We start from the raw sequence: 25,948 nt of genomic DNA on the forward strand, positions 1-25,948 counted from the left end.
CCTCTCAGTACGACTTGGGGAGACCCAGGGACTGGTGGGAGACGTAGTTCAGGATCATTTCCCGGCTGACGGGCGCGATCCGGGCGACGCGGGAGGCCGTGATCAGCCGGGCGAGGCCGAACTCGCGGGTGAGGCCGTTGCCGCCGAGGGTGTGGACGGACTGGTCGACGGCCCTCACACAGGCCTCGGCGGCCGCGTACTTGGCCATGTTGGCGGCCTCCCCCGCGCCGATGTCGTCTCCGGCGTCGTAGAGGTGGGCGGCCTTCTGCATCATCAGCCTGGCCAGTTCCAGCTCGATGTGAGCCTGGGCGAGGGGGTGGGCTATGGCCTGGTGGGCGCCGATGGGGGTCTTCCACACCTGGCGGTCCTTGGCGTAGGCGACGGCCTGGGCGAGCGCGTAGCGGCCCATGCCGATCGCGAAGGCGGCGGTCATGATCCGCTCGGGGTTGAGCCCGGCGAAGAGCTGCAGGAGCCCGGCGTCCCCGTCGCCCACCAGCGCGTCGGCGGGCAGGTGGACGTCGTCGAGCGTGAGCTCGAACTGCTTCTCCTGGGCGTCGAGTTCCATCTCGATGGCGCGGCGGCCGAAGCCGGGGGTGTCGCGTGGGACGACGAAGAGACAGGGCTTGAGGTTGCCGGTGCGGGCGTCGGAGGTGCGGCCGACGATGAGCGTGGCGTCGGCGATGTCGACGCCGGAGACGAAGACCTTCCGGCCGTTGAGGACCCAGCCGTCCTCCGTCTTCGTGGCGGTGGTGGTGATGCGGTGGGAGTTGGACCCGGCGTCCGGCTCGGTGATGCCGAAGGCCATGGTGCGGCTGCCGTCGGCGAGACCGGGCAGCCACTCCCGTTTCTGCTCCTCGGTGCCGAACCGGGTGATGACGGTGCCGCAGATCGCCGGCGAGACGATCATCATCAGCAGCGGTGCGCCGGCCGCGCCCGCCTCCTCCAGGACGATGGAGAGCTCGGCGATGCCGCCGCCCCCGCCGCCGTACTCCTCGGGCAGGTTCACGCCGAGGTAGCCGAGCTTCCCGGCCTCGGCCCAGAGCGTGGCCCGGTCGAAGGCGCGGCCGTGGCGGTGGCCGAGGGCGGAGACGGCGGCGCGCAGGGCGGTGTGCTCGGGGGATTCGATGACGGATCCGGTCATTGCTCTTCCTCCTGTGCATCGGACGGTGCGTCGGTCTGTACGTCGGTCCCTGCCTCGGTCCGTACGTCGGTCACGGCCTCGGTCCGTACGTCGGACGGTGTGTCGGCCTGTACGACGGCGAGCAGGGCACCGACCTCGACCTGGCGGCCGGGGACGGCGTGGAGCGCCGTGAGGGTGCCGGAGGCGGGAGCGGTCACGCGGTGCTCCATCTTCATGGCCTCCAGCCAGAGGAGCGGCTGCCCTGCGGTGACCGCGTCGCCGACCGCGAGGCCCTCGGCGACCCGGACGACGGTGCCGGGCATGGGGGCGAGGAGCGAGCCGGGCGCGGTCTGTTCGCGGGGGTCGGGGAAGCGGGGGCGCGCGGTGAGCCGGTGGGGGCCGACGTACACGGTGTCGCCGTGGCGAGCGACCTCGAAGTCCCGGACGACGCCCTCGACGTCGAGCCGGACGCGCCCCGGGGTGACGTGTACGGCACGGACGCCCTCGGGCGCGGTGATCTCGTAGCCGCCGTCCCGGGTGGGCCGGTAGCGCGCCTCGTGCTCGCCGTACGCCCGGATCTGATCCTGGGAGCGGACGTTGCGCCATCCGCCGCCGAACCGGCCCGCGCCCCTCGCCGCGTCCGCGAGCGCGGCGGCGACGGCGGCGTACGCCTCCCCGGGCGGTGCCTGCGTCAGCGCGTCGAGGTTCCGCTCGTAGAACCCGGTGTCGAGCCGGTCCGGATCGGCGAATTCCGGGTGCCGCAGGGAGCCGACGAGCAGCGCGCGGTTGGTCACGGGCCCGTGGATCCGGGCCCGGGACAGGGCGTGCGCGAGCCTGCGGACGGCCTCGGCGCGGGTGGGGGCGTGGGCGACGACCTTGGCGAGCATCGGGTCGTAGTGGACGCCGATGACGTCACCGGAGGCGTACCCGGTGTCGACGCGGACACCGCGCGCGTCGCCGGGGAACTCCAGCGCGTGCAGGACACCGGTCTGCGGGGCCCAGCCCCTCGCCGGGTCCTCCGCGTAGAGGCGTGCCTCGATCGCGTGGCCCCGCGGGGCCGGGGGCTCGGGCGGGAGCGGGGCGCCCTCGGCCACGGAGAGCTGGAGGGCGACCAGGTCGACGCCGAAGACGGCCTCGGTCACCGGGTGCTCGACCTGGAGGCGGGTGTTCATCTCCAGGAAGTGCGCCCGGCCGTCCGCGACCAGGAACTCGACCGTGCCCGCGCCGACGTAGCCGACGGCCTTCGCCGCCGACACGGACCGCTCGTGGAGCTCGGCGACGAGTGCGGACGGCAGGCCGGGCGCCGGGGCCTCCTCGATCACCTTCTGGTGGCGGCGCTGGAGCGAGCAGTCGCGGGTGCCGAGCGCCCACACCGTTCCGTGCGCGTCGGCCAGGACCTGGACCTCGACGTGCCGTCCGTTCTCGACGTACGGCTCGACGAACACCTCGCCGTCCCCGAACGCGCTCGCCGCCTCGGCCGAGGCGGCCGCCAGCTCCCCGGGGAGCGCGGCCAGGTCGCGGACGATCCGCATGCCACGGCCGCCGCCGCCCGCCGCCGCCTTCACCAGGACCGGAAGGTCAGCCTCCGTCACGTCCGTGAGCGGGGCGATCCCCAGGAGTTCCTTCGCGCGCGTCTTCGACGCCATCGCCTCGATGGCCGGGGGCGGAGGGCCGATCCAGACCAGGCCCGCGTCCTCGACCGCCCGCGCGAACTCGGCGTTCTCCGACAGGAAGCCGTACCCCGGGTGCACCGCGTCGGCGCCCGCGGCCAGCGCCGCCTTCACCACCAGGTCGCCGCGCAGATACGTATCGGCGGGCGATGCCCCCGGCAGCCGCACGGCCGCGTCGGCCTCCCGCACGTGCAGGGCCGAGGCGTCGGCGTCCGAGTACACGGCGACGGTGGCGACGCCCAGCTCCCGGCACGTACGGAACACCCGGCAGGCGATCTCGCCCCGGTTCGCGACCAGCACAGTCGAAATCATCGGAAGTGGCCTCACATTCGGAAGACGCCGAAGCCGCCGCGCGCGCCCTCGACCGGTGCCGTGTGGATGGCGGACAGGCACAGGCCGAGGACCGTGCGGGTGTCACGGGGGTCGATGACGCCGTCGTCGTACAGCCGTCCCGACAGGAACATCGGCAGCGACTCGGACTCGATCTGCGCCTCGACCATCGCGCGCAGCCCGGCGTCCGCCTCGGCGGCCTTGTCGTCGTACGGCTGCCCCTTCGCGGCGGCGCTCGCCCGCGCCACGATCGAAAGCACACCCGCGAGCTGCTGCGGGCCCATGACGGCGGACTTGGCGCTCGGCCAGGCGAAGAGGAAGCGCGGGTCGTAGGCGCGGCCGCACATGCCGTAGTGCCCGGCGCCGTACGACGCTCCCATCAGCACGGACAGGTGGGGTACGCGGCTGTTCGACACCGCGTTGATCATCATCGCGCCGTGCTTGATGATGCCGCCCTGCTCGTACTCCTTGCCGACCATGTAGCCGGTGGTGTTGTGCAGGAAGACCAGTGGGATGTCGCGCTGGTTGGCGAGCTGGATGAACTGTGCGGCCTTCTGCGACTCGGCGGAGAAGAGCACGCCCTGGGCGTTGGCGAGGATGCCCACCGGATAGCCGTGCAGCGCGGCCCACCCGGTCACCAGGCTCGGCCCGTACAGCGGCTTGAACTCGTCGAAGTCCGAGCCGTCCACGATCCGGGCGATCACCTCGCGCGGGTCGAAGGGGGTCTTCAGGTCCCCCGGCACGATCCCGAGGAGCTCGTCCTCGTCGTACTTCGGGCCTTCGGCGAAGACCGGATCGGGGTGCGCCTTGCGGTGGTTGAGGCGGGCGACGATCCGCCGCGCCTGGCGCAGCGCGTCCGCCTCGTCGACGGCGTAGTGGTCGGCGAGGCCCGAGACCCGGGCGTGCATCTCGGCGCCGCCGAGCGACTCGTCGTCGCTCTCCTCCCCCGTCGCCATCTTCACCAGCGGCGGACCGCCGAGGAAGACCTTCGACCGCTCCTTGATCATCACGGTGTGGTCGGACATGCCGGGGACGTAGGCCCCGCCGGCCGTCGAGTTGCCGAAGACGACCGCGATCGTCGGGATCCCGGCGGCGGAGAGGCGGGTGATGTCGCGGAACAGCGTCCCGCCGGGGATGAAGATCTCCTTCTGGGACGGCAGGTCGGCGCCGCCGGACTCGACGAGCGCGATGCACGGCAGCCGGTTGGCGTACGCGATCTCGTTGGCCCGCAGCGCCTTCTTCAGCGTCCACGGGTTGGAGGCCCCGCCCCGTACGGTCGGGTCGTTGGCGGTGATCAGGCACTCGACGCCCTCGACGACGCCGATGCCGGTGACGATCGAGGCGCCCACCGGGTAGTCGCTGCCCCAGGCGGCGAGCGGGGACAGTTCGAGGAAGGGCGTGTCCGGGTCGATCAGCAGCTCGATCCGCTCGCGCGCGAGCATCTTCCCGCGTCCCCGGTGCCGGCCCACGTACTTCTCGCCGCCGCCCGCGAGCGCCTGGGCGTGTTCGGCGTCGAGGGCGGCGAGCTTGTCGAGCATGGCGGCGCGGTGGGCCGCGTAGTCGGGTCCGCCGGTGTCGAGGGCGGAGGCCAGGACGGTCACAGGAGTTCCTCCGGTACGTCGAGTTCGCGGGCGCGGAGCCACTCGCCGAGGGCTTTGGCCTGGGGGTCGAAGCGGGCCTGGGAGGCGACGCCCTCGCCGAGGAGGCCGGTGACGACGAAGTTCACCGCGCGCAGGGCGGGCAGGTCGTGGCGTACGACGGCCAGGTCGGCGGTCTCCGGGAGGAGTTCGCGCAGCCGCTCCACGGTGAGGGTGTGGGCGAGCCAGCGCCAGGCCGTGTCGGAGGTGACCCACACGCCGACGTTGGCGTCCCCGCCCTTGTCACCGCTGCGGGCACCGGCGACCCGCCCGAGGGGCGCTCTGCGGGTGGGCCCGGGAGGCAGGGGTTCGGGGAGCGGGGGCGGGTCGACCGGTGCCGGCTCGCGTGTGTGCGGTGGTACGGGGACGGGCAGCCGGGTCCCGTCGGGCAGCACGGCCGTGTGCGGAACGTCCCCCGCCGGTACGTACGCGGCCTCGAAGACCCCGTAGGGGGCGCCCTTCCCCGGCGGGGCGGTGACATGGAAGCCCGGGTAACCGGCGAGGGCGAGCTCGATCGCGGCGCCGCTCAGCGCACGGCCGACGGCCTCCGGGTCGGGGTCGCGCACGACGAGCCGGAGCAGGGCGCTCGCGGTCTCCTCGGTGTCGGCGTCGGGGCGGTCGGTCCGGGCCAGCTCCCAACGGACTTCGGCGGGGCGGGACTTGGACCGTGCGAAGGCGTCCTCGATCTGGTCCTGGGTGAGCCGGGCCTTGGCCTCGACGTCGAGGCCGGTGAGGACGAAGACGACCTCGTTGCGGAAACCGCCGAGGCGGCAGCGGCCGACCTTGAGGGTGGGCGGCGGGGCCTCGCCCCGTACCCCGCTGATCCGGACCCGGTCGGGGCCGTCCTGGGTGAGCCGTACGGTGTCGAGCCGGGCGGTGACGTCGGGCCCCGCGTACCGGGCTCCGGCCGTCTCGTACAGGAGCTGCGCGGTGACCGTGCCGACGTCGACGAGCCCTCCCGTACCGGCGTGCTTGGTGATGACGCAGGTGCCGTCGGGGTGGATCTCGGCGAGGGGGAAGCCGGGGCGGCGCACGTCGTGGTCGCGGAAGAAGGCGTAGTTGCCTCCGGTGGCCTGGGTGCCGCACTCCAGGACGTGCCCGGCCACGACCGCGCCCGCCAGCTCGTCGTACGCCTCCGGTCCCCAGCCGAAGAACCACTGCGCGGGGCCGGTGACGAGGGCGGCGTCGGTGACGCGGCCGGTGACGACGACATCGGCGCCGGCGGCGAGACAGGCGGCGATGCCGGCGCCGCCGAGGTAGGCGTTGGCGGCGAGGATCCCGCCCCCGGCGGGCAGCCGGTCGCCTTCGACGTGGGCGATCCGCGCCGGGACGCCGAGGCGGTCCGCCAGGGCGCGCAGGGCGTCGGCGAGACCGGCGGGGTGGAGGCCGCCCGCGTTGGTGACGATCCTGACGCCCCGCTCGTGGGCGAGGCCGAGCCCTTCCTCCATCTGCCGCAGGAAGGTCTTGGCGTAGCCCGCGTCCGGGTTCTTCAGCCGGTCGCGGCCGAGGATGAGCATGGTCAGTTCGGCGAGGTAGTCGCCGGTGAGGACGTCGAGTTCGCCGCCGGTGAGCATCTCGCGGACGGCGTCGAAGCGGTCACCGTAGAAGCCGGAGGCGTTGCCGATGCGGAGGACGTCCACTAGGCCTCCTCGGGTGCGCGGCCGGACGCGGGGCCGGGTGCGGGGCCGGACGCGTGCTCGGGCGCTTTCTCCGGCGCGGACTTGGGGGCGCGGCCGGTGCCGGCCGGTCCGGCGAAGGCCTGGGCGAAGGAGAGCCAGCGGTCGGCCTCCTCGCCCTCGGCGCGCAGCGCGGTGTCGTCGCGGTGGACCCGCTGGGTGACGAGGAGGCAGAAGTCGAGGGCGGGCCCGGTGATCCGCTGGGCCGCCTCGGCCGGTCCGTACACCCACTCCTCGCCGTCGGGGGCGACCAGCTCGACCCGGAACGGCTCGGGCGGCGCCGTGAGCCCCCGTACGAGATAAGCGTAGTCGCGGGCCCGGACGCCGATCCAGGCCACGTGGCGGAGCCGGGCGGTCGGTTGGCGGACGACGCCGAGGGCGTCGGCGATGTCCTGCCCGTGTGCCCAGGTCTCCATGAGCCGGGCGGTGCCCATGGAGGCGGCGCTCATGGGCGGGCCGTACCAGGGGAAGCGGGCGCCCTTCGGCGCCTCGCGCAGGGCCTGTTGAAGCTGCTCGCGCCCCTCGCGCCAGCAGGCGAGCAGCTCGGCGGGCGGGAGCGCGGCGCCTTCCTCTGCGCCCTCGTCGACGAAGGTGCCGGGTGCGACGAGGGCCTTCTCGACCTCGGCGGCGAAGGCGTCGGGATCGGTGGCGGCGAGCAGGGCCGCCCGGTCGGTCCAGGCGAGGTGCGCGATCTGGTGGGCGACGGTCCAGCCTGCGGCGGGTGTCGCCGTGGCCCACTGTGCGGGGCTCAACTCCCCTACCAGGCGGTCGACTTCTTCGCTCTCACTGCGCAGATCGTCGAGGACGACGACGGGGTCGGACACGGTGCGCTCCCCTCGGGGCACGGGCGAACCACGGGCGTGTGCCGAGGAGCATGACAGCGAGCCAGGAAACAATCAAGCACGCTTGCTTGAAATTATGAGGCAGGGCACCGGAGCGGAGTGCCGCGTCGTCGTGCGTACGCGAGGGAGAGGGCGCGAGGGAGAGGGCGCTGAAGAGTTTCAGCGGAGGGGGGAGAGCCGAGGGAAGTGGGGGCGGAGGAGGAGCACCCACTCCTCGCCACTCTCAACTTATAGCGCACAGGGGGGCTTGCGGCAAGGCCCCCGTCCTCCCGCAAAATCGCTGGTCCAAGGCCCGAACCTGCCTGAATTGGGAGACCCCTCAGTGCGTGCTGACACGAACCAGCTGACCACCAGCGCGTTCGACCTTCCCGACCACCTGGCTCCCAAGGCGGACCCGATGCTGATCGCCGGGGACGAGGAGCACTTCGCGGCCGTCGCGGAGAGCCTCGACCAGACGATCGCCGAGCTGTCCGACCGTCTCGACGATGTGCGCAGGGCGCCCGGCGGCGTCGGCCGGGAGGCGTTGGAGCGGGACACGGAGATCCACCGGCTGACCGGCCGGCTGCGCGCCTTGCGTCGCTTCGGTCTGGATCTGTGCCTGGGACACATCGTCGCCGCCGACGGCACCGGACCCGTGTACATCGGACGGCTCGGCCTGACCGACAGCGCGGGGCGTCGGCTGCTGCTCGACTGGCGTTCCCCCGCGGCCGAGCCGTTCTTCGCGGCGACCCACGCCAACCCGATGGGCCTGGCCAGCCGCCGCAGGTACCGCTGGACCCGCGGCCGGATCAGCGACTACTGGGACGAGGTGTTCACCGCCGACGGGCTGGAACGGCACGCGGCGCTCGACGACCAGTCCGCCTTCATCGCCAGCCTGGGCAGCAACCGGTCGGCCCGGATGCGCGACGTGCTCGCCACCATCCAGGCCGACCAGGACGCCATCATCCGGGCGGGGTCCCGCGGCGCTCTCGTCGTCGACGGCGGTCCGGGTACGGGGAAGACCGTCGTCGCGCTGCACCGCTCCGCCCACCTCCTCTACTCCGACCCTCGCCTCGGTCACCGCCGGGGCGGCGTGCTGTTCGTGGGCCCGCACCAGCCCTACCTGGCCTACGTCGAAGACGTCCTCCCCAGCCTGGGAGAGGAGGGCGTGCAGACCTGCACCGTGCGGGACCTCGTCGCCGAGGGAGCCGCAGCGGCGATCGAGTCCGACCCGGACGTGGCCCGTCTGAAGTCCTCCGCGGACATGGTGAAGGCGATCGAGAAGGCCGTGAGGTTCTACGAGGCGCCGCCCACCGAGGGGATGACGGTCACGACCTCCTGGTCCGACATCTGGCTGAGCGCCGACGACTGGGCCGAGGCGTTCGAAGCTCCGGAACCGGGCACTCCGCACAACGAGGCGCGCGACCAGATCTGGGAGGCGCTGGTCACGATCCTGCTGGACAAGTACGACGGCGACGTCTCGCCGGAGCTGCTGCGCAGGTCACTGCTGCACGACGACGAGCTGACCGGGGCACTCAACAGCGCGTGGCCGCTGCTCGAAGCGGCCGACCTCGTCGGCGACCTGTGGTCCGTACCCGCCTATCTGCGGATGTGCGCTCCCTGGCTCGGCCCCGACGACGTACGGAAGCTGCGGCGCGCGGACGCCCAGGCCTGGACGGTGTCCGACCTGCCGCTCCTGGACGCGGCCCGGCAGCGGCTCGGCGACCCGGGGGCGTCCCTGCGCAAGCGTCGGCACGAGGCCTCCGTTGCCGCCGAGCGCGAGCGCATGGCCGGTGTCATCGACAGCGTGGTCGCGGCCGACGACGACGGTGAGGGCGCGGTGACGATGCTGCGCGGCCGGGACCTGCAGGACAGCCTGATCGACGAGACCGCACTGCCCCGCACCGACCGGGAGCCTCTCGCCGGTCCGTTCGCGCACATCGTCGTGGACGAGGCTCAGGAACTGACCGACGCGGAGTGGCAGATGCTGCTGCTCCGCTGCCCGTCCCGGAGCTTCACCATCGTCGGGGACCGCGCCCAGGCCCGGCACGGGTTCACGGAGTCGTGGCGGGAACGGCTCGAGCGGATCGGGCTCGACCGGATCGAGGTGGCCTCGCTCGGCATCAACTACCGCACGCCGGAAGAGGTCATGGCGGAGGCCGAGCCGGTCGTCCGGGCCGTGCTCCCGGACGCCAATGTGCCGACCTCCATCCGCAGCAGTGGCATCCCGGTGGTCCACGGATCCGTCGCGGACCTCGACTCCGTCCTCGACACCTGGCTCGCGGCGCACGCCGACGGGATCGCCTGCGTCATCGGCGATCCCACGTTCCGGGCGACGCCCCGCGTCCGGTCGCTGACCCCGGAGCTGTCGAAGGGGCTCGAGTTCGACCTGGTCGTCCTCGTCGACCCGGAGTCGTTCGGCACGGGCGTCGAAGGAGCGGTCGACCGCTATGTGGCGATGACCCGAGCCACCCAGCAGCTCGTCGTCCTCACGAGTCCCTGACGTCGGCGTCCCGCGCGGGCCGGGTCGCGCCCCTGACCTGGGTGCGGACCGCGCCCATGCTCGCCGCGACGACCAGCGCGATGGCGAGCGCGTCGGTGACGCCCAGGGCCTGGTGGAGGACGAGGAATCCGGCGGTCGCGGCGATGGCCGGTTCGAGGCTCATCAGGATCGCGAAGGTGGGTGCGGGGAGGCGGCGCAGGGCGAGGAGTTCGAGGGTGTACGGGAGGACGGAGGACATCAGGGCGACGGCGAGGCCGAGGCCGATCGTCGACGGTACGAGGAGCTTGTCGCCGGCCTCCACGATGCCGAAGGGCAGGCTGAGGACGGCGCCGAAGGCCATGGCGAGCGCCAGTCCGTCCGCCTGAGGGAAGCGGCGGCCGGTGCGGGCGGAGAAGACGATGTACGTCGCCCACATCGCGCCCGCGGCGAGCGCGAAGGCGGCGCCCACCGGGTCGAGCCGGTCGAAGCCGCCGCCGCTGAGCAGGACGACACCGCCGAGGGCGAGCCCGGCCCAGAGGAGATTCATCAGCCGGCGGGAGGCGATCACCGAGAGGATCAGCGGGCCGAGGACCTCCAGGGTCACCGCCGCGCCGAGCGGGATCCGGTCGGCGGCCTGGTAGAAGAGGATGTTCATGCCCGCCATGGCGGCGCCGAAGGCGAGGACGGTGCCCCAGTCGGCGCGGCCGTAGCCGCGGACCTTGGGGCGGCAGACGATCAGCAGGACGGCCGCGGCGAGCACCAGCCGCAGGGTGACGACGCCGAGTGCGCCCGCGCGGGGCATGAGCAGGACGGCGACGGCGGAGCCGAACTGCACGGAGAGGCCACCGGCGACGACGAGGGCGACGGGGCCGAGGCGCGTCGCGCGGGTGGGGCCGCCGGGTGCCGCCGCCGCTTCGGGCACGGAGACGGCGGCGATGTCCTTGACCGGGCTGTCCACCGGCTCACTCCCTTGCGTGGTTCAACAGACTGGACTCTCGGTCCAGGATAGTGCACTCGTCAAACGGACTCCGACTCTCACGCTACGAGCGCCCGCGCGGCACGTGAAATGCCGATTGGGCTGCGCTTATGCTCCGGACGCATGGGCATCGAGCTGCGTCACCTCCGCTGCTTCCTCGCGATCGCCGAGGAGGGCAATGTGACCAGGGCCGCGGCCCGGCTCCATCTCACCCAGCCCGCCGTCTCCCGTACGCTCGCCGCCCTGGAGAAACACCTCGGCGTCCGGCTCGTCGACCGCTCCACCCACCACCTCGCCCTCACCGCCGAAGGCCGCGCCTTCCACGACCGGGCAGCGGCGGCGGTCACCGCCTTCGACACCGCTCTCGACCCGGAACGGCTGCGTCACCGGCCGCTGCGGCTGGGCCACGCGTGGTCGGCGCTCGGCCCGTACACCACTCCCCTGCTACGGCGCTGGCAGCGCGAGCACCCCGAGACCCCGCTGGAGCTCCTGCGCGTCGACGACCGCACGGCGGGCCTCCTCCGGGGCGAGGTGGACGCGGCGCTGCTCCGCGGGCCGGTGGACGCACCGGGCCTGGCGACGGCGGAGCTGGCGACCGAGACCCGGGTCGCCGCCGTGCCCGCGGACAGCCCGCTCGGCGGCCGGCCGGCGCTGCTGCTCGCGGACCTCGCCGGCGAGAGGGTCGTCCTCAACACCGTCTCCGGCACGACGACCCTCGACCTCTGGCCGCCGGCCCACCGCCCGGCCGGCACGCTGACCGTCGCCAACACCGACGACTGGCTCACCGCGATCGCGGCGGGCCGCGGCGTCGGCGTCTCCTCCGCCTCCACGGCCGCGATGCACCCCCACCCGGGCGTGACCTACCGCCCGCTGACGGACGCACCCCCGGTCCATGTGGTCCTCGCCTGGCGGGACGCCTCCCCGCACCCGGCGGTCGGGGCGCTGGTGGCGCTGGCGCACGAGATCACCCGAGAGGCGTGAGCCGGGCCCGAACGCCGCACCGCTCGCTACACCGGCACCCCCTCCCCGGCCGGGAACGGCGCCCCGTGCCCCGGGACGATGACGTCCGCCGCCGCCAGGACCCGCAGGCGCGAGGCGCGCAGCGTCTCGCGGTCGGGGGCCACCGGGTCGTCGGCCGGGCCGTCCGGACGCCACCAGAGGTCACCGGCGAAGGCGACCACGCCGTCCGCCGTGCCGGCGAGGAGCGTGATGTCCTCGGCGCTGTGGCCCGGCGTACGGATCAGGCGCAGGGACGGGGTGAGTTCGTGGCCCTCCGCGTCCCGGTCGGTCCACTGGTCGTTGCGGTACTCCGCCTTGTGGTCGTGGATCCGCGCCCGGCCGAACAGGCCGACGTTCAGGGTGTTGTCGGGGTGGTGGTGGCTGAGGACGACGTCGGTGATGTCGTCGGGTCCGAGGCCGAGCGCCAGGAGCGGGCCGAGGATGCGGTCGCGGTGGGCCACCATGCCCGGGTCGACGATCACATGCCGGTCGCCGTCGCAGACGTACGAGACGGTGGCGGCGACGCCGGGCCCGGTGGAGAGGGTGTAACCGGTGGTCAGGACGGTGTGTCGGGCGCTGGTGCCGAGCGGCTTCTCTGTCATGGCTCCACCCTCGCCGGATCGGCGGCCCGTCACGAGTGGCCGTACTGCCACCGATCGCGGGTTTTGTGCCACACTCCGCGCCATGGGGTTCCTGAACGTCGTCGCCTACGTCCCGCCCCGGGTCGGCATGCTCGCCGTCGGACTCGTCGCCGAGGTCTTCGGGGCCCCTCCCGCAGGGCTGCCCCGCTTCGACTTCGCGCTCTGCTCCGAACGGCCCGGCCAGGTCCCCACCGACCTCGGTGTGCCGCTGGCCGTCGAGCACGGGCTCGACCGGATCGCCACCGCCGATCTCGTACTGGCCCTTCCCTGGGCCGACTTCCGCACCCCGCCACCGCCCGCCGTCCTCGACGCCCTGCGCGCCGCGCACGCGCGCGGGGCGGTGGTCGGGGCGCACTGTGTCGGTACGTTCGCGCTCGCCGCGGCGGGGCTGCTCGACGGGCTGCGGGCCACCACCCACTGGCGGTTCGCCGCACTGCTCGCCGGGCGGCACCCGTCCGTGACCGTCGAGCCGGACGCCCTGTACGTCGACGAGGGCCGGATCCTCACGGGCGCGGGCGCGGCCGCCGGTTTCGACCTCTGCCTGCATCTGCTGCGCCGGGAGTACGGTGCCGCCGCCGCCAACGCCGTCGCCCGCGACCTCGTCCTGCCGCCGCACCGCGACGGCGGGCAGGCGCAGTACCTGGCCGCCCCCGTTCCCGAGGACGGCGAGGACGAGCGGCTCGCGGGGGTGCTGGCCTGGGCGCGGGAGCACCTCCACGAGCCGCTTCCGGTCGCCGAGTTGGCGCGGCGCGCGCTGATGAGCCGCCGTTCCTTCGCCCGCCGCTTCGCCGCCGCGACGGGTACGACGCCCCACGCGTGGGTGCTCGGTCTGCGGCTCGGCCGGGCGGAGGAGCTGCTGGAGACAACAGACCTGCCGGTCGAGGAGATCGCCCGCCTGGTCGGTTACGGCAGCGCGGCCGTCCTGCGCGAACAGTTCGTCCGCCGCAGGGGCGTGCCGCCCCGGACGTACCGGCGCACGTTCACGAGGACGTGAGCCGGTCCGTACCGAGGTCGGCGGCCGGGCGGCGGCAGCGCGTTCGCGAGGACGTGAGCCCGGACCGGGGTCAGGGGCCCGGCGGCGGCAGGGCCTCGGCGAGGACCTCCGCCAGGTGCCGGCCATGGCGGTCCGTCAGATGGTCGATCTGGGTGCGGCAGGAGAAGCCGTCGGCCAGGACGACCGTGTCCGCGGCGGCCGACCGCAGGGCCGGGAGGAGCTGGTCCTCCGCGCAGGCCACGGATACCTCGTAGTGGCCGGGTTCGAAGCCGAAGTTGCCCGCGAGACCGCAGCAACCGCCGCTCAGCTCGCCCTTCAGACCCGCTCGCTCCCTCAGCCGGCGTTCGGCCGCGTCGCCGAGGACCGCGTGCTGATGGCAGTGGGTCTGGCCGGCCACCTCGCGGTCCAGGCGCGGCGGCTCCCACGTGGGGGCGAACTCCTCAAGGGCCTGGGCGAAGGTCCGTACGGAGGAGGCCAGCCGGCCGGCCCGGGGGTCGTCGGGCAGGAGCTCCGGCAGGTCCGTCGTCAGGGTCGCCGCGCAGGACGGTTCGAGGACGACCACCGGGCCCGGCGCGGTGTCCATCACGTCGACCGTTTTGCGCATGACCTTGCGCGCCCGGTCGAGCTGGCCGGTGGAGACGTAGGTGAGTCCGCAGCAGACCCGGCCGGGCGGCAGGCCGACCCGTACCCCGGCCGCCTCCAGGACCCGTACCGCCGCGCGGCCGACCTGCGGGCCGAGGTGGTTGGTGAAGGTGTCGGGCCACAGCAGCACATCGGAGGGGGTCTCCAGACGGGTGCCGAACCAGGAGACGAACGTCCGGGAGGCGACCCGCGGAAGCTCCCGCTCCGGAATCACCCCGGCCAGGCGCGCGGCGAAGGGGAGCGCCCGGCCGATGTTCAGCGCCGGGCCGAACCAGCGCAGCCACTGCGGCAGCCGGCCCATGGTGACGTGCGACCACGGCCGCCGTGCACCCTCGTAATAACGGTGCAGGAACTCCGCCTTGTACGACGCCATGTCGATGCCCACCGGGCAGTCGCTCCGGCAGCCCTTGCAGGACAGGCACAGGTCGAGCGCCTCCCGGACCTCCTCGGACCGCCAGCCGTCGGTGACGACCTCCCCGAGGGCCATCTCGTGCAGCAACCGCGCCCTGCCCCGCGTCGAGTGCCGCTCCTCGCCCGTCGCACGGTACGAAGGACACATCACGCCCGGGCCCGTGCTCGGGCCCTCCACCCGGCACTTGGCGACCCCGACGCACCGCGCCACCTCGCGCACGACGACGGGCAGCCCCTGGGAACGCAGCCCGTCGGAACGCGGCTCCCCTGAGCCCAGCCCATCGGAGCGCAGCCCGTCGGAGCGCAGCCCGTCGAAGCGCAGCCCGGAGTCCAGCGGCTTCGGCCGCACCAGGATCCCCGGGTTCAGGCCCCCGTCCGGGTCCCACAGGTCCTTGACCCGACCGAAGAGGCCGACCAGCTCCGGGCCGTACATCTTCGGCAGCAGCTCCGCCCGCGCCTGCCCGTCGCCGTGCTCCCCCGACAGCGATCCGCCGTGCGCGACGACCAGCTCCGCGACCGCCTCGGAGAACTCCCGGAAGCGGCCCACCCCGGCGTCCGTCCACAGGTCGAAGTCGATCCGGACGTGGACGCAGCCGTCGCCGAAGTGGCCGTACGGCGTGCCCCGCAGCCCGTACGAGGCGAGCAGCGCCCGGAACTCCCGCAGGTAGGCGCCGAGGCGCGCCGGCGGCACCGCGCAGTCCTCCCAGCCGGGCCAGGCCTCGCCCCCGTCCGGCATCCGGGTCGCCGTCCCGGCCGCGTCCTCGCGGATCCGCCAGAGCGCCCGCTGCCCCGCCGGGTCGCTCACCACGGCGGCGTCGAGCGCGTCCGCCGCCCGGACCAGTTTGCGGGCCGCGCTCTCCCCGTCCGTCTCGACGAAGAGCCACGCGCCGCCCCTCGGCAGCAGCTCCCGCTCGGCGCCGGGCACGAGGTCGTCGGCCATGCCCTCCACCGTCAGCGGCCCGTGCGGCAGCAGCCCGGCCGCCGCGTCGGCCGCCGCGCTCTCGTCCGCGTATCCGAGGACGGCCAGGACGGGCGAGGCCGGCGCCCGCACCAGGCGTACGGTCGCCTCGGTCAGCACGCCCAGCGTGCCCTCGCTGCCGCAGCACGAGCGGGCCACGTCCGCGCCCCGCTCCGGCAGCAGCGCGTCCAGGGCGTAGCCGGAGATCCGGCGCGGGAGGCCGGCCGGGTAGCCGGTCCGCAGTGCGGCCAGGTTCCGTCCGACCAGCTCCCGCAGTCCGGCGGGCGCGCCCTGCCAGTCCCGGCCGAGGCGCAGGGCCGCTCCCCCGTACGTGAGGACGTCGAGGCCGAGCACGTTGTCTGCGGTCGTCCCCCAGGCCACCGAGTGGGCGCCGCACGCGTTGTTGCCGATCATGCCGCCGAGGGTGCAGCGGCTGTGGGTGGAGGGGTCGGGGCCGAAGGTCAGCCCGTAGGGGCGTACCGCCGCGCGCAGCCGGTCCAGGACCAGGCCCGGCTGGACGACCGCCGTGAGCGCCTCGGGGTCGACGGAGACGAGGGCGCGCATGTGGCGTGTGAAGTCGAGCACGACGCCGGTGCCCGTGGCCTGGCCGGCGATCGAGGTGCCGCCGCCGCGCGCGACCACCGGTACGCCGTACGAGCGGCAGACGGACAGCGCGGCCGCCACGTCCGCCGCGTCGCGCGGGGCGACCACACCCAGCGGCACCCGGCGGTAGTTGGACGCGTCCATCGTCGTCAGGGCCCTCGCGGTGACGCCGAAGTCGACGTCTCCGGCCAGGGCCGCGCGCAGCGCCGCTTCCAGTTCCGGGAGCTCCTCGTCTTTTCGCACCACGTCAGCATGTCTCACCTGTCGTCTCATCCGGCGGACATCGTCCGCCCACGACCCTTCCGACCGGATACGCTCCGCCTCGTGGCTGAGATCCGGATTCCCGCTGACATCAAGCCCGCCGACGGCCGTTTCGGCGCGGGCCCCTCCAAGGTGCGTACGGAGGCGCTGGACGCCCTGGCCGCCACCGGCACCTCCCTCCTCGGTACGTCCCACCGCCAGGCCCCGGTCAAGAACCTGGTCGGCGAGGTACGTACCGGAGTGCGTGACCTCTTCTCGCTGCCCGAGGGCTACGAGGTGATCCTGGGCAACGGCGGCTCCACCGCCTTCTGGGACATCGCGACCCACGGGCTGATCGAGAACAAGTCGCAGCACCTGAGCTTCGGCGAGTTCTCCTCCAAGTTCGCGAAGGCCGCCAAGCTGGCCCCCTGGCTGGCAGAGCCGACCGTGATCTCCTCGGACCCGGGTACCCACCCGGAGCCGCAGGCCGAGGCGGGCGTCGACGTCTACGCGTTCACCCACAACGAGACCTCGACCGGTGTCGCCGCCCCGATCAAGCGGGTCGCGGGCGCCGACGAGGGCGCGCTGGTCCTGGTCGACGCGACCTCCGGCGCGGGCGGCCTCCCGGTCGACATCACCGAGTCGGACGTCTACTACTTCGCCCCGCAGAAGTCCTTCGCCGCCGACGGCGGTCTGTGGCTGGCGGCGTTCTCCCCGGCCGCGCTGGAGCGGGCGAAGAAGATCCACGAGTCGGGTCGTCACATCCCGGAGTTCTTCTCGCTCCCGACGGCGATCGACAACTCGCTGAAGAACCAGACGTACAACACTCCGGCCCTGGCGACCCTCTTCCTGCTCAACGAGCAGCTGAAGTGGATCAACGGCCAGGGCGGTCTGGACTGGGCCGTGGCCCGCACCAGGGAGTCCTCCCAGGCGCTGTACGGCTGGGCCGAGGACTCGAAGTACGCGACGCCGTTCGTCACGGACGCGGCCAAGCGCTCGCAGGTCATCGGCACGATCGACTTCTCCGAGGAGGTCGACGCGGCGGCGGTCGCCAAGGTGCTGCGCGCCAACGGCATCGTGGACACCGAGCCGTACCGCAAGCTGGGCCGCAACCAGCTGCGGATCGCGATGTTCCCGGCGGTCGACCCGGCGGACGTGCAGGCGCTGACGGCCTGCATCGACTACGTGATCGAGCAGCTGCAGAAGTAGGCGTAGAAGCAGGACGTAGAAGCGGTACGAAGAAGCGGTACGAAGGGCCCGGCATCGGACATGGTCGATGCCGGGCCCTCGTGCGTGGTCACCCCGGCTCAGGCGCCGGCGGCGCGCACCGGCCGAACGCCGCCTCGACGGCTTCGAGGTGCTCGTCAGTCGCGCCGCAGGAGGCGCTTCCCGCCGAGGACGAGGGCGGTGGCGGCGCCGAGGACGATCACACCGAGGGTGAAGCTCCCCTGCTCGCCCGGGTCGCCCGTGCCGCCGGGCGCGGCCGAGCCGGACTTCGAGGGTGCGGGGGCCGGGCCGCTGCCGGCCGGGGCGCGCTCGGTCACGTCCACGCGCACGACCCGGCTCTGCTTCCCCTCCGAGCCGAACATCAGCGCCGAGCCGTCCTTCGTGTACGTCACCGACTCGGCCTGCCCCTGGAAGGGCGCCCCCACGGACGCGCCGTCGTCGCCGAGCCGCCCGTCCTTCCATGTGTACGACGTGGCGCTGAAGTAGCCGCGCAGCACGAGCCGGTCGCCGTCCGGCGAGAACGCGCCGTCCGTCACCCAGGGGACGTCGTCGACGCGCCGGAAGACGTTCGTCCCCGCCGAAGAGAGCCGCTCGGGACCCTCGTACAGGCCTCCGGTGTCCTCGTTCTTGCTCGCGATGTAGACCCGGCCGGTCTTCGGATGGACCATCAGAGCCTCGGCGTTGCGCGGCCCGTCGGCGTACTTCACGTCGTACTGCTTCGCCTGGACCGTCTGGTCCTTCAGCGTCCTGGGCTCGGGGAAGCGGTAGATCCAGACGTGGTCCCACGTGCCGTCGCGGTTGTCGCCGATGTCGCCGACGTAGATGTCGCCGTCCGGGCCGACCGAGATCGCCTCCATGTCGCGGGGGGTGCCGACGCCCTTCATGGTGAGCGTCGCGACCGTCTCGCCGGTACGGGAGTCGATGCCGTAGATCAGCGGCGCGTCCTGGTCGTTGTGCGTCCAGTAGACGCCGGGGTGGGCGTGGCTGGCGGCGAGGCCGCTGGACTCGGTGATCCGGGAGTCCTTGATCGTGAAGTCCCGGTCGGCCTCGGCGGCGCCGGCCGGGGCGGCGGCGCAGAGCAGGACCAGGGCCGCGGCACCGGAGGCGTACAGGAACGAGCGCATGGACCCAAGCGTGCCATGGCCGTCGGCAGGGCCGCCCCCGGGAAGCCCGGGGGCGGCTGTCCGTGCGGGGTGGGTCAGCAGCCGTCGGCCGCGGCCCGGGCCGAGGCGGCGAACTGCTTCTTCGCGGTGGGCCTGGCGGCCTTCAGCTCCGCGGCGAGGAGGTCGGCGGCCTGGCCGGCCAGCCGCTCCTCGAGGGCGGCGTCGGCCGCGTTCACCCCGGCCGCCGAGGCCGAGGCCTGGGCCGGCGCGGGGGCCTTCCGGGCCTTGGCCGTCTTGTGCGTGCGGCCCTCCAGCTCGCCGTTGCCGATGATCCCGGCGTCGTAGGGGATCTCGGAGCCCTCGCCGAGGCCGCGCCAGCGGGCGGGCTCGGGTGCGTCGCCCGGCGCGCACCGCGCCTCCTCCCACACCATGGCCATGATGTAGGAGTGTCCGGGCTCCACCCGGGGCCGCTCGTGCATGGCCATCTTGCGCGGGGCGTCGACGGCGCCGCCGGTGAACTGCCAGCCGAAGGCGTTGTAGTCCCAAGTCTTCGGCGCGGGCCTGGCCGCCCCGTCACGGGACCACAGCACCTTGTCGATCTTCAGCGTGACCTGACGGCCGATGACCCCTTCGCCGCGGTCGAGCTCCTGGCGGCTCGGCGGGATACGCCGCTCGGCGACGGCGGAGACCACGACGACGTGGTCGGCGTAGGTGACCCAGTCCACCGCGGTCGTGCTGGGCAGGTGGTCGGCCGCCTCGCCGAGGACCACGCCGTCCCCCGGTCGATGCTGTCCGACGGCCGGCCCGTTCGAGGTGGCGTTCATCAGGTTCGTGGCGGTCAGGACCGTGGCGGTGACGGCGGCGGCGGCAACGGCCGTCGCCCCGGCGGCCGCGATACGTGTACGGCGTCTCACAGTTCCCCCTAGAAGACGGAGTTGATGTTGTCCCGGTTGTTGGCTCCGAGGCCGACACCGTCACCGACCGGCGTCACCATGCAGCCGAGGGCGGTGTTCGTGTTGGTGAGCCGGGGGGAGGCCTGCTGGCCGTGCACGAGTCCGATGGCGTGCCCGGTCTCGTGGCAGGAGAGACCGCGCGAGTAGTAGCCGGCGCCGCGGATACGGATGTACTGCTGGTCGCAGCCGTAGGAGCTGCCGTCCACCGCGTCGTTGCACCAGGTGACGCCGTCCGAGCTGTCGGAGAGGTTGGTCGAGCCCTCCTGGTAGACGATGTCCGTCTCGGCGTCGCCGCTGAAGACCGGCGAGGAGTCGTAGGAGATCGTCAGGTCCGTGGGCCCGTAGTCGTTGCTCATGGTGCTCTGCACGGCGGTCCGGTCGGGGGACTCCAGTTCGTACTCGCCGCCGCTGTCCATGTAGTAGCTGACGGCGGCGTTGTCGGTGCGGCAGCTGATCTGTCCGTCACCGCCGTCGGGGTCGTTGTGACACGTCCCCGTGTTGTTCGCGGTGGGGTGGATGTTGTCGGTCACGGCGGCCCAGGCCACACCGGCACCGATCCCGATCGTCACCGCGACGGCGAAGGTGCCCCATCTCGCGGCGCGGCGGCGGTTCCTTCTCTCCGTGGCTATCTGCACGGTTCCCCTTCTTCGTGCTGTCAGTGTCACTTCGGTGATCTGTGTTGCACGCGGGAGAGAGTAGCCCTTTCTTCACGCTCGAAGGCGAGCAATTTCCTTACTGCGAAAGGGAGTTGGGCGAAGAGGGCGGAAATCCCGAGAAGGGTCGAGCTTGACCCGACATGGTGCGCTCTGCGCGGCGAGGGGCGGGAACACTCCGCCTCACCTCTGCACCGTGTCGGGGATCACGTCGCAGCCCGCCACCACCGTCGGTGATGATGGTCGCCATGCGTTTCATGTTCGTCGGCGACAGCTGCACCATCGGACAGGCCGGCGACCACACCTGGCGCCACCGGATGTGGCAGCACCTCGAAAGGGCCCTGCCCGGGCGGTACGAGATCGTCGGCCCGCGCACCGCGCTGTACGACACGGCCGCCGACGCGCCCCTCTCGCACGACTACGCCGACCCGGCGTTCCCCGCGCCCGCCCGGCGCCATCTGGCGGGATGGGGCGAGGGCTGGCTGCACATGGCGCCGCTGATCGAGGAGTCGGTCGCCACGGCGGAGGCGGACGTGCTGCTGGTCTCGCTGGGCCTGATCGACCTCGGCTTCTACACCGACGCCGACCAGACGGCGGCGAACGTCCGCGCCTTCGTGGCGGCGGCCCGCGCGGCGAACCCGCACGTCAAGGCCGTGCTGATGCCGGTCATCCCGAACGTCCGGGCCGAGTCCGACGCCCCCTTCGCGGCCGCCTGCGAGCGCTTCAACGAGCTGCTCGCGAAGGCGGTCGCGGACCTGGACACGGCGGCCTCGCCCCTGCTGCTCGCGACGACCCCCGAGTCGTACGACATCCACACGGACACCCACGACGGCACCCACCCCGGCCCGACGGGCGAACACAAACTGGCGGGGGCCTTCGCTGACGCGATGCACCAGGCGTGGGGCCTGGGCTTCCCTTATGCGGCGGCGGTCCGGCCGCCGCACTGACCGGCGGGAGGCGCCGCACCGGACGCTTCCGCGGGCGGTCGCCCTTGGGGCCCCCCGGACCCCTTACCCCCGGGCCGCTTCCTCCGCGACTCGCGTGCGCCACGGGACCGTTCGTGCGGGGGTCCGGTCGGGAGGAGCCGCCGCGGCGGCGGCCGTGCGGCAGGGGCCGCAGTGGGTTTCGTCGCCCAGCGGGCGGAAGACGTGCTCGTCGCCGGGTCCCTTGCAGACGACCAGGGCTCCGGGCGGCGCGCTCGGCGTCCTCACGGCCGGCGCCGGGAGCTTCTCGATCAGGCGATGACGGAGGAAGCCCACCGCGGAGCGGACCCCACTCCCCGGAAGCCCCGAGGTCAGGGCCGCCCGCAGCTCGCCCACCGAGACGCCACGGCGCAGCCACTCGGCGGCCGCCTCGGCGAGGCCCCGGGCTTCGCGGACGCCGAGGTGGAGGTCGCGGTGGTCGTGACGCAGCGAGAGCAACACGCGCTCGGCGGCGGCGGTTTCACCGTCGACGACCGCCGGTTCTTCGGGTGGGGGGTGGGGAAGAGTCTCTTCCCGTTCTTCCTCTACTACCGGTAGAGAGGTTCCGACCGTCCGGCCCCCCGAATCACCGACCGCCGGTTCCGGCCCACTCGGTGGCCGGTGGGTGTCCACACCGTCCCTCGCCGCGTTCGCCTCCTCACGCGTGAGGGTGACATTCGACAGGAGCTGGTCGGTGATCCACCGCCCCCGGTCGTTCTGCCACCGCCACTCGTGGAAGTACCCGCAGACGACCAGCTGTTCCTTGGCCTTCTGGTAGGCCCGCCCCTTGATTCCGAGCCGCAGCGCGTGCTCGCTGAGGGCCTTGCCGCACTCGTGGCCGGGGAGGCCCTGGACGTACAGCAGCAGCACCTTGGCATCGCTGCTCAGCCGAGGGTGGCGTACGACGTCGTGCGAGGCCTTCGTATAGCGCCGAAGGGGCGCGATAGCATGCCGAAGCATCCCGGTGGACTCCTGTCGTCCCATCGCGGTGTAGGTCCTCGGACGGTGTTGGCGCACCCCCGGGGACCGCTCCATTTCTCACGGAGCGTAGTGATGCGATCACCGTACCGCACACGCGAGGAAGCGAGCACCCACACGGGCCCTTTCCCCCGCTTCACGGGGCGTCCGACTCCTCGCCGGGGTTCAATGCGACCAGTACTGGGCGAAGTTCGAGCAGGTCTGTGCACTCGGGGAGGATGTCGTGCACTCAGGGGAACGGGGCTCGAAGGGCTTCGGAGCACTGTTGCGGTTCCACCGGCAGAAGGTGGGGATGTCACAGGAGGGCCTGGCGACGAGGCTGGGTTTCTCCAAGTCGCAGGTGGCGATGGTGGAACGGGGGGAGCGTCAGCCGCGGGGCCGGTTCGTGACCGTCGCAGACGATGCCCTGGGCGCGCAAGGCGCGCTGCTGGCCCTGGCCGAGGAGTTGTTCCCCGAGAACGGGCTTCGACCGTGGACCGAGGACTACCTCGCAGCGGAGGCCGAGGCGGTCGCACTCCACACGTACCAGAACCATGTCATCCCAGGGTCGTTGCAGACCAAGGCCTACGCGCAGGCGGTCTATACGAGCAACCGCTACCCGACGTACGACGACGAGGAGGTCGAGAAGCAGACGGCGGCGCGGCTTGCGCGCCAGCAGCTCTTCCACCGAAAGCCGCCGCCGAACGTCAGTTACGTTCTGGAGTACAGCGCACTCACGCGCCCCATCGGCGGGCCGGCCGTGCTCAAGGAACAGTTGCACTTCGTCCTCGACATTCAGCAGCTCCGCCATGTCGAGATCCAGGTCATGCCACACGACCGCCAGACCCATGCCGGGCTGAACGGCCCGATGATTCTGCTGGAAACGGCCGAACACAGGCAGCTCGCCTACGTCGAAGGGCCTAGCGGCGGGTACTTCGTAGACGAACAGCCTGACCTGGGCAATCTGTTCGGCAAATATGGCATTCTGCGAGCGCAGGCACTCACGCCGGACGAGTCCACGAAGTTGATCGAACGGGTGGCACAGGAGCTATGAGCACGGACCTGGACTGGTTCAAGAGCAGTTACAGCGGCGGCGAAGGCGAATGCATCGAGGTCGCCCTCACCCCCGCCACCATCCACGTCCGGGACTCCAAGAACCCGGCCCTGCCCTCGATCACTCTCTCTCCTGCCCCTTGGGCGGAGTTCGTCAGGCGGCTCCGGTGAGGCGGTTCGCGAAGGTGGAGATCGTGTAGGTGCCGATGCCGAGCATCACCTCCAGGGCGTTCTGGCGCGTGTAGCCGGCCGCGTGGAGAGCGTCGAGTTCCGCGTCCGTGACCGCGCCCGAGGAGGCCAGGGCGCGGAGGGTGAACCGGCGGACGGCGTCGAGGCGTTCCGGGTCGGGTGCGGGGCCCAGCTGGGACAGTTTCGACTCGTGCATGTCGATGCAGAGGTGACACTGGTTGCGGGCGGCGACCGTCAGGATGACCGTCTCGCGGGAGTGGGGGTCCAGGGTCGTGGACTCGAAGATCTCGCTCAGCTTCAGGAAGCCCTCCAGGGTGTGCGGGGACTCCTTCAGGAGCGCTACGGCGTTGGCGGTGCGGGCGGACAGGTCGTGGGACTCGTGGAGCAAGGCTTCTCCCGGCGCGTGGATAGAATGGACAACATGGTTGACCATGGCGATGAGAAGAACGTAAACCAGGTTGTCGATAACGGCAAGGGGTATGAGCTGCCGCTGCTCCTCTTCGCCGGTTTCCGCACCCTCATCGACCGGCTCCACGCCGAACTCGCCCGCCAGGGGCACCCCGACCTCCGCCCCGCCCACGGCTTCGCCATGCAGGCCATCGGGGGCGAGGGAGCCACCGCCAGCGACATCGGGCGGCGGCTCGGCGTCTCCAAGCAGGCGGCCGGCAAGACCGTCGACCGGCTCCTCGCCGTCGGGTACGCCGAGCGGGCCGACGACCCCGCCGATGCCCGCCGCAAGCTCGTCCGCCTCACCCCGCGCGGCTACGACGCCCTGGCCCGCTCCGCCGCGATCTTCGACGAGCTGCGCGCCGAGTGGACCGCGACCCTCGGCCCCGGGCGGGTCCGGGACATGGAGGCGGCGCTGCGGACCGTCGTACCGGCGGAGACGACGTACCGGCTGGACGCGACGAGCTGGCTGGGTGGCGCGTAGCGGCGCCGACGCCGTCCCCGACGCCGGCGCCGCTCGGCGCCCGCACTACCAGGCGAACGCCTCCGGGGACGGGCCCGGGCCCGGGAAGATCTCGTCGAGGGACGTCAGGATCTCCTCGCTCAGCTCCACCTCCAGCGCGCGCAGGGCGCTCTCCAACTGGTCGGCCGTCCGCGGGCCGATGATCGGACCCGTGACGCCCGGGCGGGTCAGCAGCCAGGCCAGGGCCGCCTCCCCCGGCTCCAGGCCATGCTTGTCGAGCAGGTCCTCGTACGCCTGGATCCGGGCCCGGGCCGCCGGGTCCGCCAGGGTCTCGGCCGCGCGGCCCGACGCACGCCGGCCCCCCTCGACCTCCTTCCTGATCACTCCGCCCAGCACCCCGCCGTGCAGCGGCGACCAGGGGATGACCCCGAGGCCGTAGTCCTGGGCCGCCGGAAGGACCTCCATCTCGGCGCGGCGCTCGGCCAGGTTGTAGAGGCACTGCTCGCTGACCAGGCCGACCATCCCGCGCCGGGCGGCCACCTCGTTCGCCTGGGCGATCTTGTAGCCGGGGAAGTTCGACGAACCGGCGTAGAGGATCTTCCCCTGCTGGATCAGGACGTCGACGGCCTGCCAGATCTCCTCGAAGGGGGTGTGCCGGTCGATGTGGTGGAACTGGTAGACGTCGATGTAGTCGGTGCCGAGCCGCTTGAGGGAACCCTCCACGGCGCGGCGGATGTTGACGGCCGAGAGACGGTCGTGGTTGGGCCACGCTTCCCCGTCCGCGGCCATGTTCCCGTAGACCTTGGTGGCCAGGACCACCTTGTCGCGGCGGTCCCCGCCCTGCGCGAACCAGCTTCCGATGATCTCCTCGGTCCGGCCCTTGTTCTCGCCCCATCCGTAGACGTTGGCCGAGTCGAAGAAGTTCAGACCCGCGTCCAGCGCCGCGTCCATGATCGCGTGGCTGTCCGCCTCTTCCGTCTGCGGGCCGAAGTTCATGGTGCCGAGCACCAGTCGGCTGACCTTGAGTCCCGTACGTCCGAGCTGTGTGTACTTCATGGTCCACCAGCCAACTCGATGGAGCGCGCTCCAAGCAAGGGTGCCGAGTCCGGACCGCCCCCACCCGCACGCGATACTCGCGGACATGACATTCGACGCGATGAAGACACCGGACACCCCGGCCTGCGCCACCGCCCTGGAAGTGGCCACCGCCTACTGCTCCCCGGCGCTGCTGAACCACTCCGTACGGGCCTACGTCTGGGCCGCCGCCCACGGCACGGCCGCGGGCATCGACTTCGACCCCGAGCTGCTGTACGTCGGAGCGATGTTCCACGACATCGCCCTGGTACCGGAGTTCGACAGCCACACCGTGGGCTTCGACGACGCGAGCGGCGCAGTGGCCTGGGTGTTCGGGGCAGGCGCCGGCTGGCCGGTGGCCCGGCGGCAGCGGCTGGTGGAGGTCGTCATCGCGCACATGCTCGACGAGGTCGACGTGAACGTGGACCCGGAGGGCTACCTCCTGGAGCGTTCGACCAGCCTGGACATCTCCGGCCGGTACATGGACGACTTCTCCCCCGCGTTCAAGGCGGAGGTCCTGGAGCGATACCCCCGGCTGGGGATCGCGGAGGAGTTCCTCGGCTGCTTCCGCGACCAGGCGGAGCGCAAGCCGAAGAGCTCCGCGGCCGACGCGATGCGCAACAACATCGCCGAGCGGATCCTCAGCAACCAGCTCGACAGATAGCGC

At 72.5% G+C, this 25,948-nt stretch carries 23 protein-coding genes; 9 read left to right on the top strand and 14 right to left on the bottom strand.

The features are described 5' to 3' along the window. Positions 1-4 precede the first annotated feature (4 nt). From J7E93_RS12405 to J7E93_RS12425, 5 genes are read right to left on the bottom strand one after another with little or no spacing between them, the layout of a single operon-like run. Positions 5-1,141 carry an acyl-CoA dehydrogenase family protein gene (locus tag J7E93_RS12405; protein ID WP_215068457.1) on the bottom strand — a complete coding sequence of 379 codons (1,137 nt, stop codon included), beginning with the start codon at positions 1,139-1,141 and terminating at the stop codon, positions 5-7. Further along, a complete protein-coding gene (locus tag J7E93_RS12410; RefSeq protein WP_215068459.1) occupies positions 1,138-3,102 on the bottom strand; it encodes a biotin carboxylase N-terminal domain-containing protein in 1,965 nt (654 codons plus the stop codon). The genes J7E93_RS12405 and J7E93_RS12410 overlap by 4 nt, the downstream gene beginning before the upstream one ends. Before the next feature lie 11 nt (positions 3,103-3,113). Beyond that, positions 3,114-4,721 carry an acyl-CoA carboxylase subunit beta gene (locus tag J7E93_RS12415; RefSeq protein ID WP_215068461.1) on the bottom strand — a complete coding sequence of 536 codons (1,608 nt, stop codon included), beginning with the start codon at positions 4,719-4,721 and terminating at the stop codon, positions 3,114-3,116. Then, positions 4,718-6,397 carry an acyclic terpene utilization AtuA family protein gene (locus tag J7E93_RS12420; protein WP_215068463.1) on the bottom strand — a complete coding sequence of 560 codons (1,680 nt, stop codon included), beginning with the start codon at positions 6,395-6,397 and terminating at the stop codon, positions 4,718-4,720. The genes J7E93_RS12415 and J7E93_RS12420 overlap by 4 nt, the downstream gene beginning before the upstream one ends. Further along, complete coding sequence (locus tag J7E93_RS12425) at positions 6,397-7,257, bottom strand: TIGR03084 family metal-binding protein (RefSeq protein WP_215068469.1); 861 nt, start codon at positions 7,255-7,257, stop codon at positions 6,397-6,399. The genes J7E93_RS12420 and J7E93_RS12425 overlap by 1 nt, the downstream gene beginning before the upstream one ends. A 340-nt stretch (positions 7,258-7,597) precedes the next feature. Here J7E93_RS12425 and helR point away from each other — a divergent pair, with 340 nt between their 5' ends. Next, positions 7,598-9,757, top strand: a complete 2,160-nt coding sequence (helR, locus tag J7E93_RS12430) for an RNA polymerase recycling motor ATPase HelR (protein ID WP_215068471.1) — start codon at positions 7,598-7,600, stop codon at positions 9,755-9,757. On the opposite strand, the gene J7E93_RS12435 is transcribed toward helR, so the two are convergent. After that, a complete protein-coding gene (locus J7E93_RS12435) occupies positions 9,744-10,694 on the bottom strand; it encodes a DMT family transporter (protein WP_374105378.1) in 951 nt (316 codons plus the stop codon). The two genes, helR and J7E93_RS12435, sit on opposite strands and share 14 nt — an antisense overlap. A 141-nt stretch (positions 10,695-10,835) precedes the next feature. On the opposite strand from J7E93_RS12435, the gene J7E93_RS12440 reads away from it, so the two are divergent. Next, on the top strand, positions 10,836-11,693 hold the full coding sequence (locus J7E93_RS12440) for a LysR family transcriptional regulator (protein WP_215068473.1): 858 nt from the start codon (positions 10,836-10,838) through the stop codon (positions 11,691-11,693). A 26-nt stretch (positions 11,694-11,719) separates the two neighbouring features. Here the strand turns inward: J7E93_RS12440 and J7E93_RS12445 are convergent, their stop codons facing one another. Continuing rightward, positions 11,720-12,313, bottom strand: a complete 594-nt coding sequence (locus J7E93_RS12445; protein WP_215068480.1) for an MBL fold metallo-hydrolase — start codon at positions 12,311-12,313, stop codon at positions 11,720-11,722. Positions 12,314-12,395: 82 nt separating this feature from the next. Between J7E93_RS12445 and J7E93_RS12450 the strand changes: the two genes are divergently transcribed. Next, positions 12,396-13,346 carry a GlxA family transcriptional regulator gene (locus J7E93_RS12450; protein WP_251066434.1) on the top strand — a complete coding sequence of 317 codons (951 nt, stop codon included), beginning with the start codon at positions 12,396-12,398 and terminating at the stop codon, positions 13,344-13,346. Positions 13,347-13,416: 70 nt separating this feature from the next. Here J7E93_RS12450 and J7E93_RS12455 read toward each other — a convergent pair whose 3' ends face one another. Beyond that, on the bottom strand, positions 13,417-16,233 hold the full coding sequence (locus tag J7E93_RS12455) for an FAD-binding and (Fe-S)-binding domain-containing protein (protein ID WP_215068482.1): 2,817 nt from the start codon (positions 16,231-16,233) through the stop codon (positions 13,417-13,419). Between the two features lie 51 nt (positions 16,234-16,284). Here J7E93_RS12455 and serC point away from each other — a divergent pair, with 51 nt between their 5' ends. Further along, positions 16,285-17,409, top strand: a complete 1,125-nt coding sequence (serC, locus tag J7E93_RS12460; protein WP_215068484.1) for a phosphoserine transaminase — start codon at positions 16,285-16,287, stop codon at positions 17,407-17,409. A 155-nt stretch (positions 17,410-17,564) separates the two neighbouring features. On the opposite strand, the gene J7E93_RS12465 is transcribed toward serC, so the two are convergent. From J7E93_RS12465 to J7E93_RS12475, 3 genes are all read right to left on the bottom strand, one after another. Next, positions 17,565-18,551 carry a WD40 repeat domain-containing protein gene (locus J7E93_RS12465; RefSeq protein ID WP_215068486.1) on the bottom strand — a complete coding sequence of 329 codons (987 nt, stop codon included), beginning with the start codon at positions 18,549-18,551 and terminating at the stop codon, positions 17,565-17,567. A gap of 74 nt (positions 18,552-18,625) precedes the next feature. After that, on the bottom strand, positions 18,626-19,444 hold the full coding sequence (locus J7E93_RS12470; RefSeq protein ID WP_215068488.1) for a hypothetical protein: 819 nt from the start codon (positions 19,442-19,444) through the stop codon (positions 18,626-18,628). 8 nt (positions 19,445-19,452) lie between these two features. Next, positions 19,453-20,118 carry a hypothetical protein gene (locus J7E93_RS12475; RefSeq protein ID WP_251066435.1) on the bottom strand — a complete coding sequence of 222 codons (666 nt, stop codon included), beginning with the start codon at positions 20,116-20,118 and terminating at the stop codon, positions 19,453-19,455. A gap of 266 nt (positions 20,119-20,384) precedes the next feature. On the opposite strand from J7E93_RS12475, the gene J7E93_RS12480 reads away from it, so the two are divergent. Further along, complete coding sequence (locus J7E93_RS12480; protein ID WP_215068489.1) at positions 20,385-21,083, top strand: GDSL-type esterase/lipase family protein; 699 nt, start codon at positions 20,385-20,387, stop codon at positions 21,081-21,083. 63 nt (positions 21,084-21,146) lie between these two features. Here J7E93_RS12480 and J7E93_RS12485 read toward each other — a convergent pair whose 3' ends face one another. Further along, positions 21,147-22,058 (bottom strand): hypothetical protein, encoded by a 912-nt coding sequence (locus J7E93_RS12485; protein ID WP_215068491.1) that lies wholly within the window; start codon positions 22,056-22,058, stop codon positions 21,147-21,149. A 241-nt stretch (positions 22,059-22,299) separates the two neighbouring features. On the opposite strand from J7E93_RS12485, the gene J7E93_RS12490 reads away from it, so the two are divergent. Together J7E93_RS12490 and J7E93_RS12495 are read left to right on the top strand one after the other, a co-directional pair. Next, complete coding sequence (locus J7E93_RS12490) at positions 22,300-23,109, top strand: helix-turn-helix transcriptional regulator (RefSeq protein ID WP_215068493.1); 810 nt, start codon at positions 22,300-22,302, stop codon at positions 23,107-23,109. Then, positions 23,106-23,279 (top strand): DUF397 domain-containing protein, encoded by a 174-nt coding sequence (locus J7E93_RS12495; protein WP_215068495.1) that lies wholly within the window; start codon positions 23,106-23,108, stop codon positions 23,277-23,279. Before J7E93_RS12490 ends, J7E93_RS12495 begins: the two co-directional genes overlap by 4 nt. On the opposite strand, the gene J7E93_RS12500 is transcribed toward J7E93_RS12495, so the two are convergent. Beyond that, the gene (locus tag J7E93_RS12500; protein WP_215068509.1) at positions 23,263-23,685 is read right to left on the bottom strand and encodes a carboxymuconolactone decarboxylase family protein; all 423 of its coding nucleotides are present in this window, start codon (positions 23,683-23,685) and stop codon (positions 23,263-23,265) included. The genes J7E93_RS12495 and J7E93_RS12500 overlap by 17 nt on opposite strands. Before the next feature lie 33 nt (positions 23,686-23,718). Here J7E93_RS12500 and J7E93_RS12505 point away from each other — a divergent pair, with 33 nt between their 5' ends. After that, positions 23,719-24,228 carry a MarR family winged helix-turn-helix transcriptional regulator gene (locus tag J7E93_RS12505; protein ID WP_215068511.1) on the top strand — a complete coding sequence of 170 codons (510 nt, stop codon included), beginning with the start codon at positions 23,719-23,721 and terminating at the stop codon, positions 24,226-24,228. Between the two features lie 45 nt (positions 24,229-24,273). Here the strand turns inward: J7E93_RS12505 and J7E93_RS12510 are convergent, their stop codons facing one another. Continuing rightward, complete coding sequence (locus J7E93_RS12510; RefSeq protein ID WP_215068513.1) at positions 24,274-25,263, bottom strand: aldo/keto reductase; 990 nt, start codon at positions 25,261-25,263, stop codon at positions 24,274-24,276. 85 nt (positions 25,264-25,348) lie between these two features. On the opposite strand from J7E93_RS12510, the gene J7E93_RS12515 reads away from it, so the two are divergent. After that, entirely contained in the window at positions 25,349-25,945 is a 597-nt protein-coding gene (locus tag J7E93_RS12515; protein ID WP_215068515.1) for an HD domain-containing protein, read from the top strand. The last annotated feature ends 3 nt before the right edge of the window (positions 25,946-25,948 follow it).

This window comes from Streptomyces sp. ISL-36 (assembly GCF_018614205.1).
Lineage (GTDB): Bacteria > Actinomycetota > Actinomycetes > Streptomycetales > Streptomycetaceae > Streptomyces.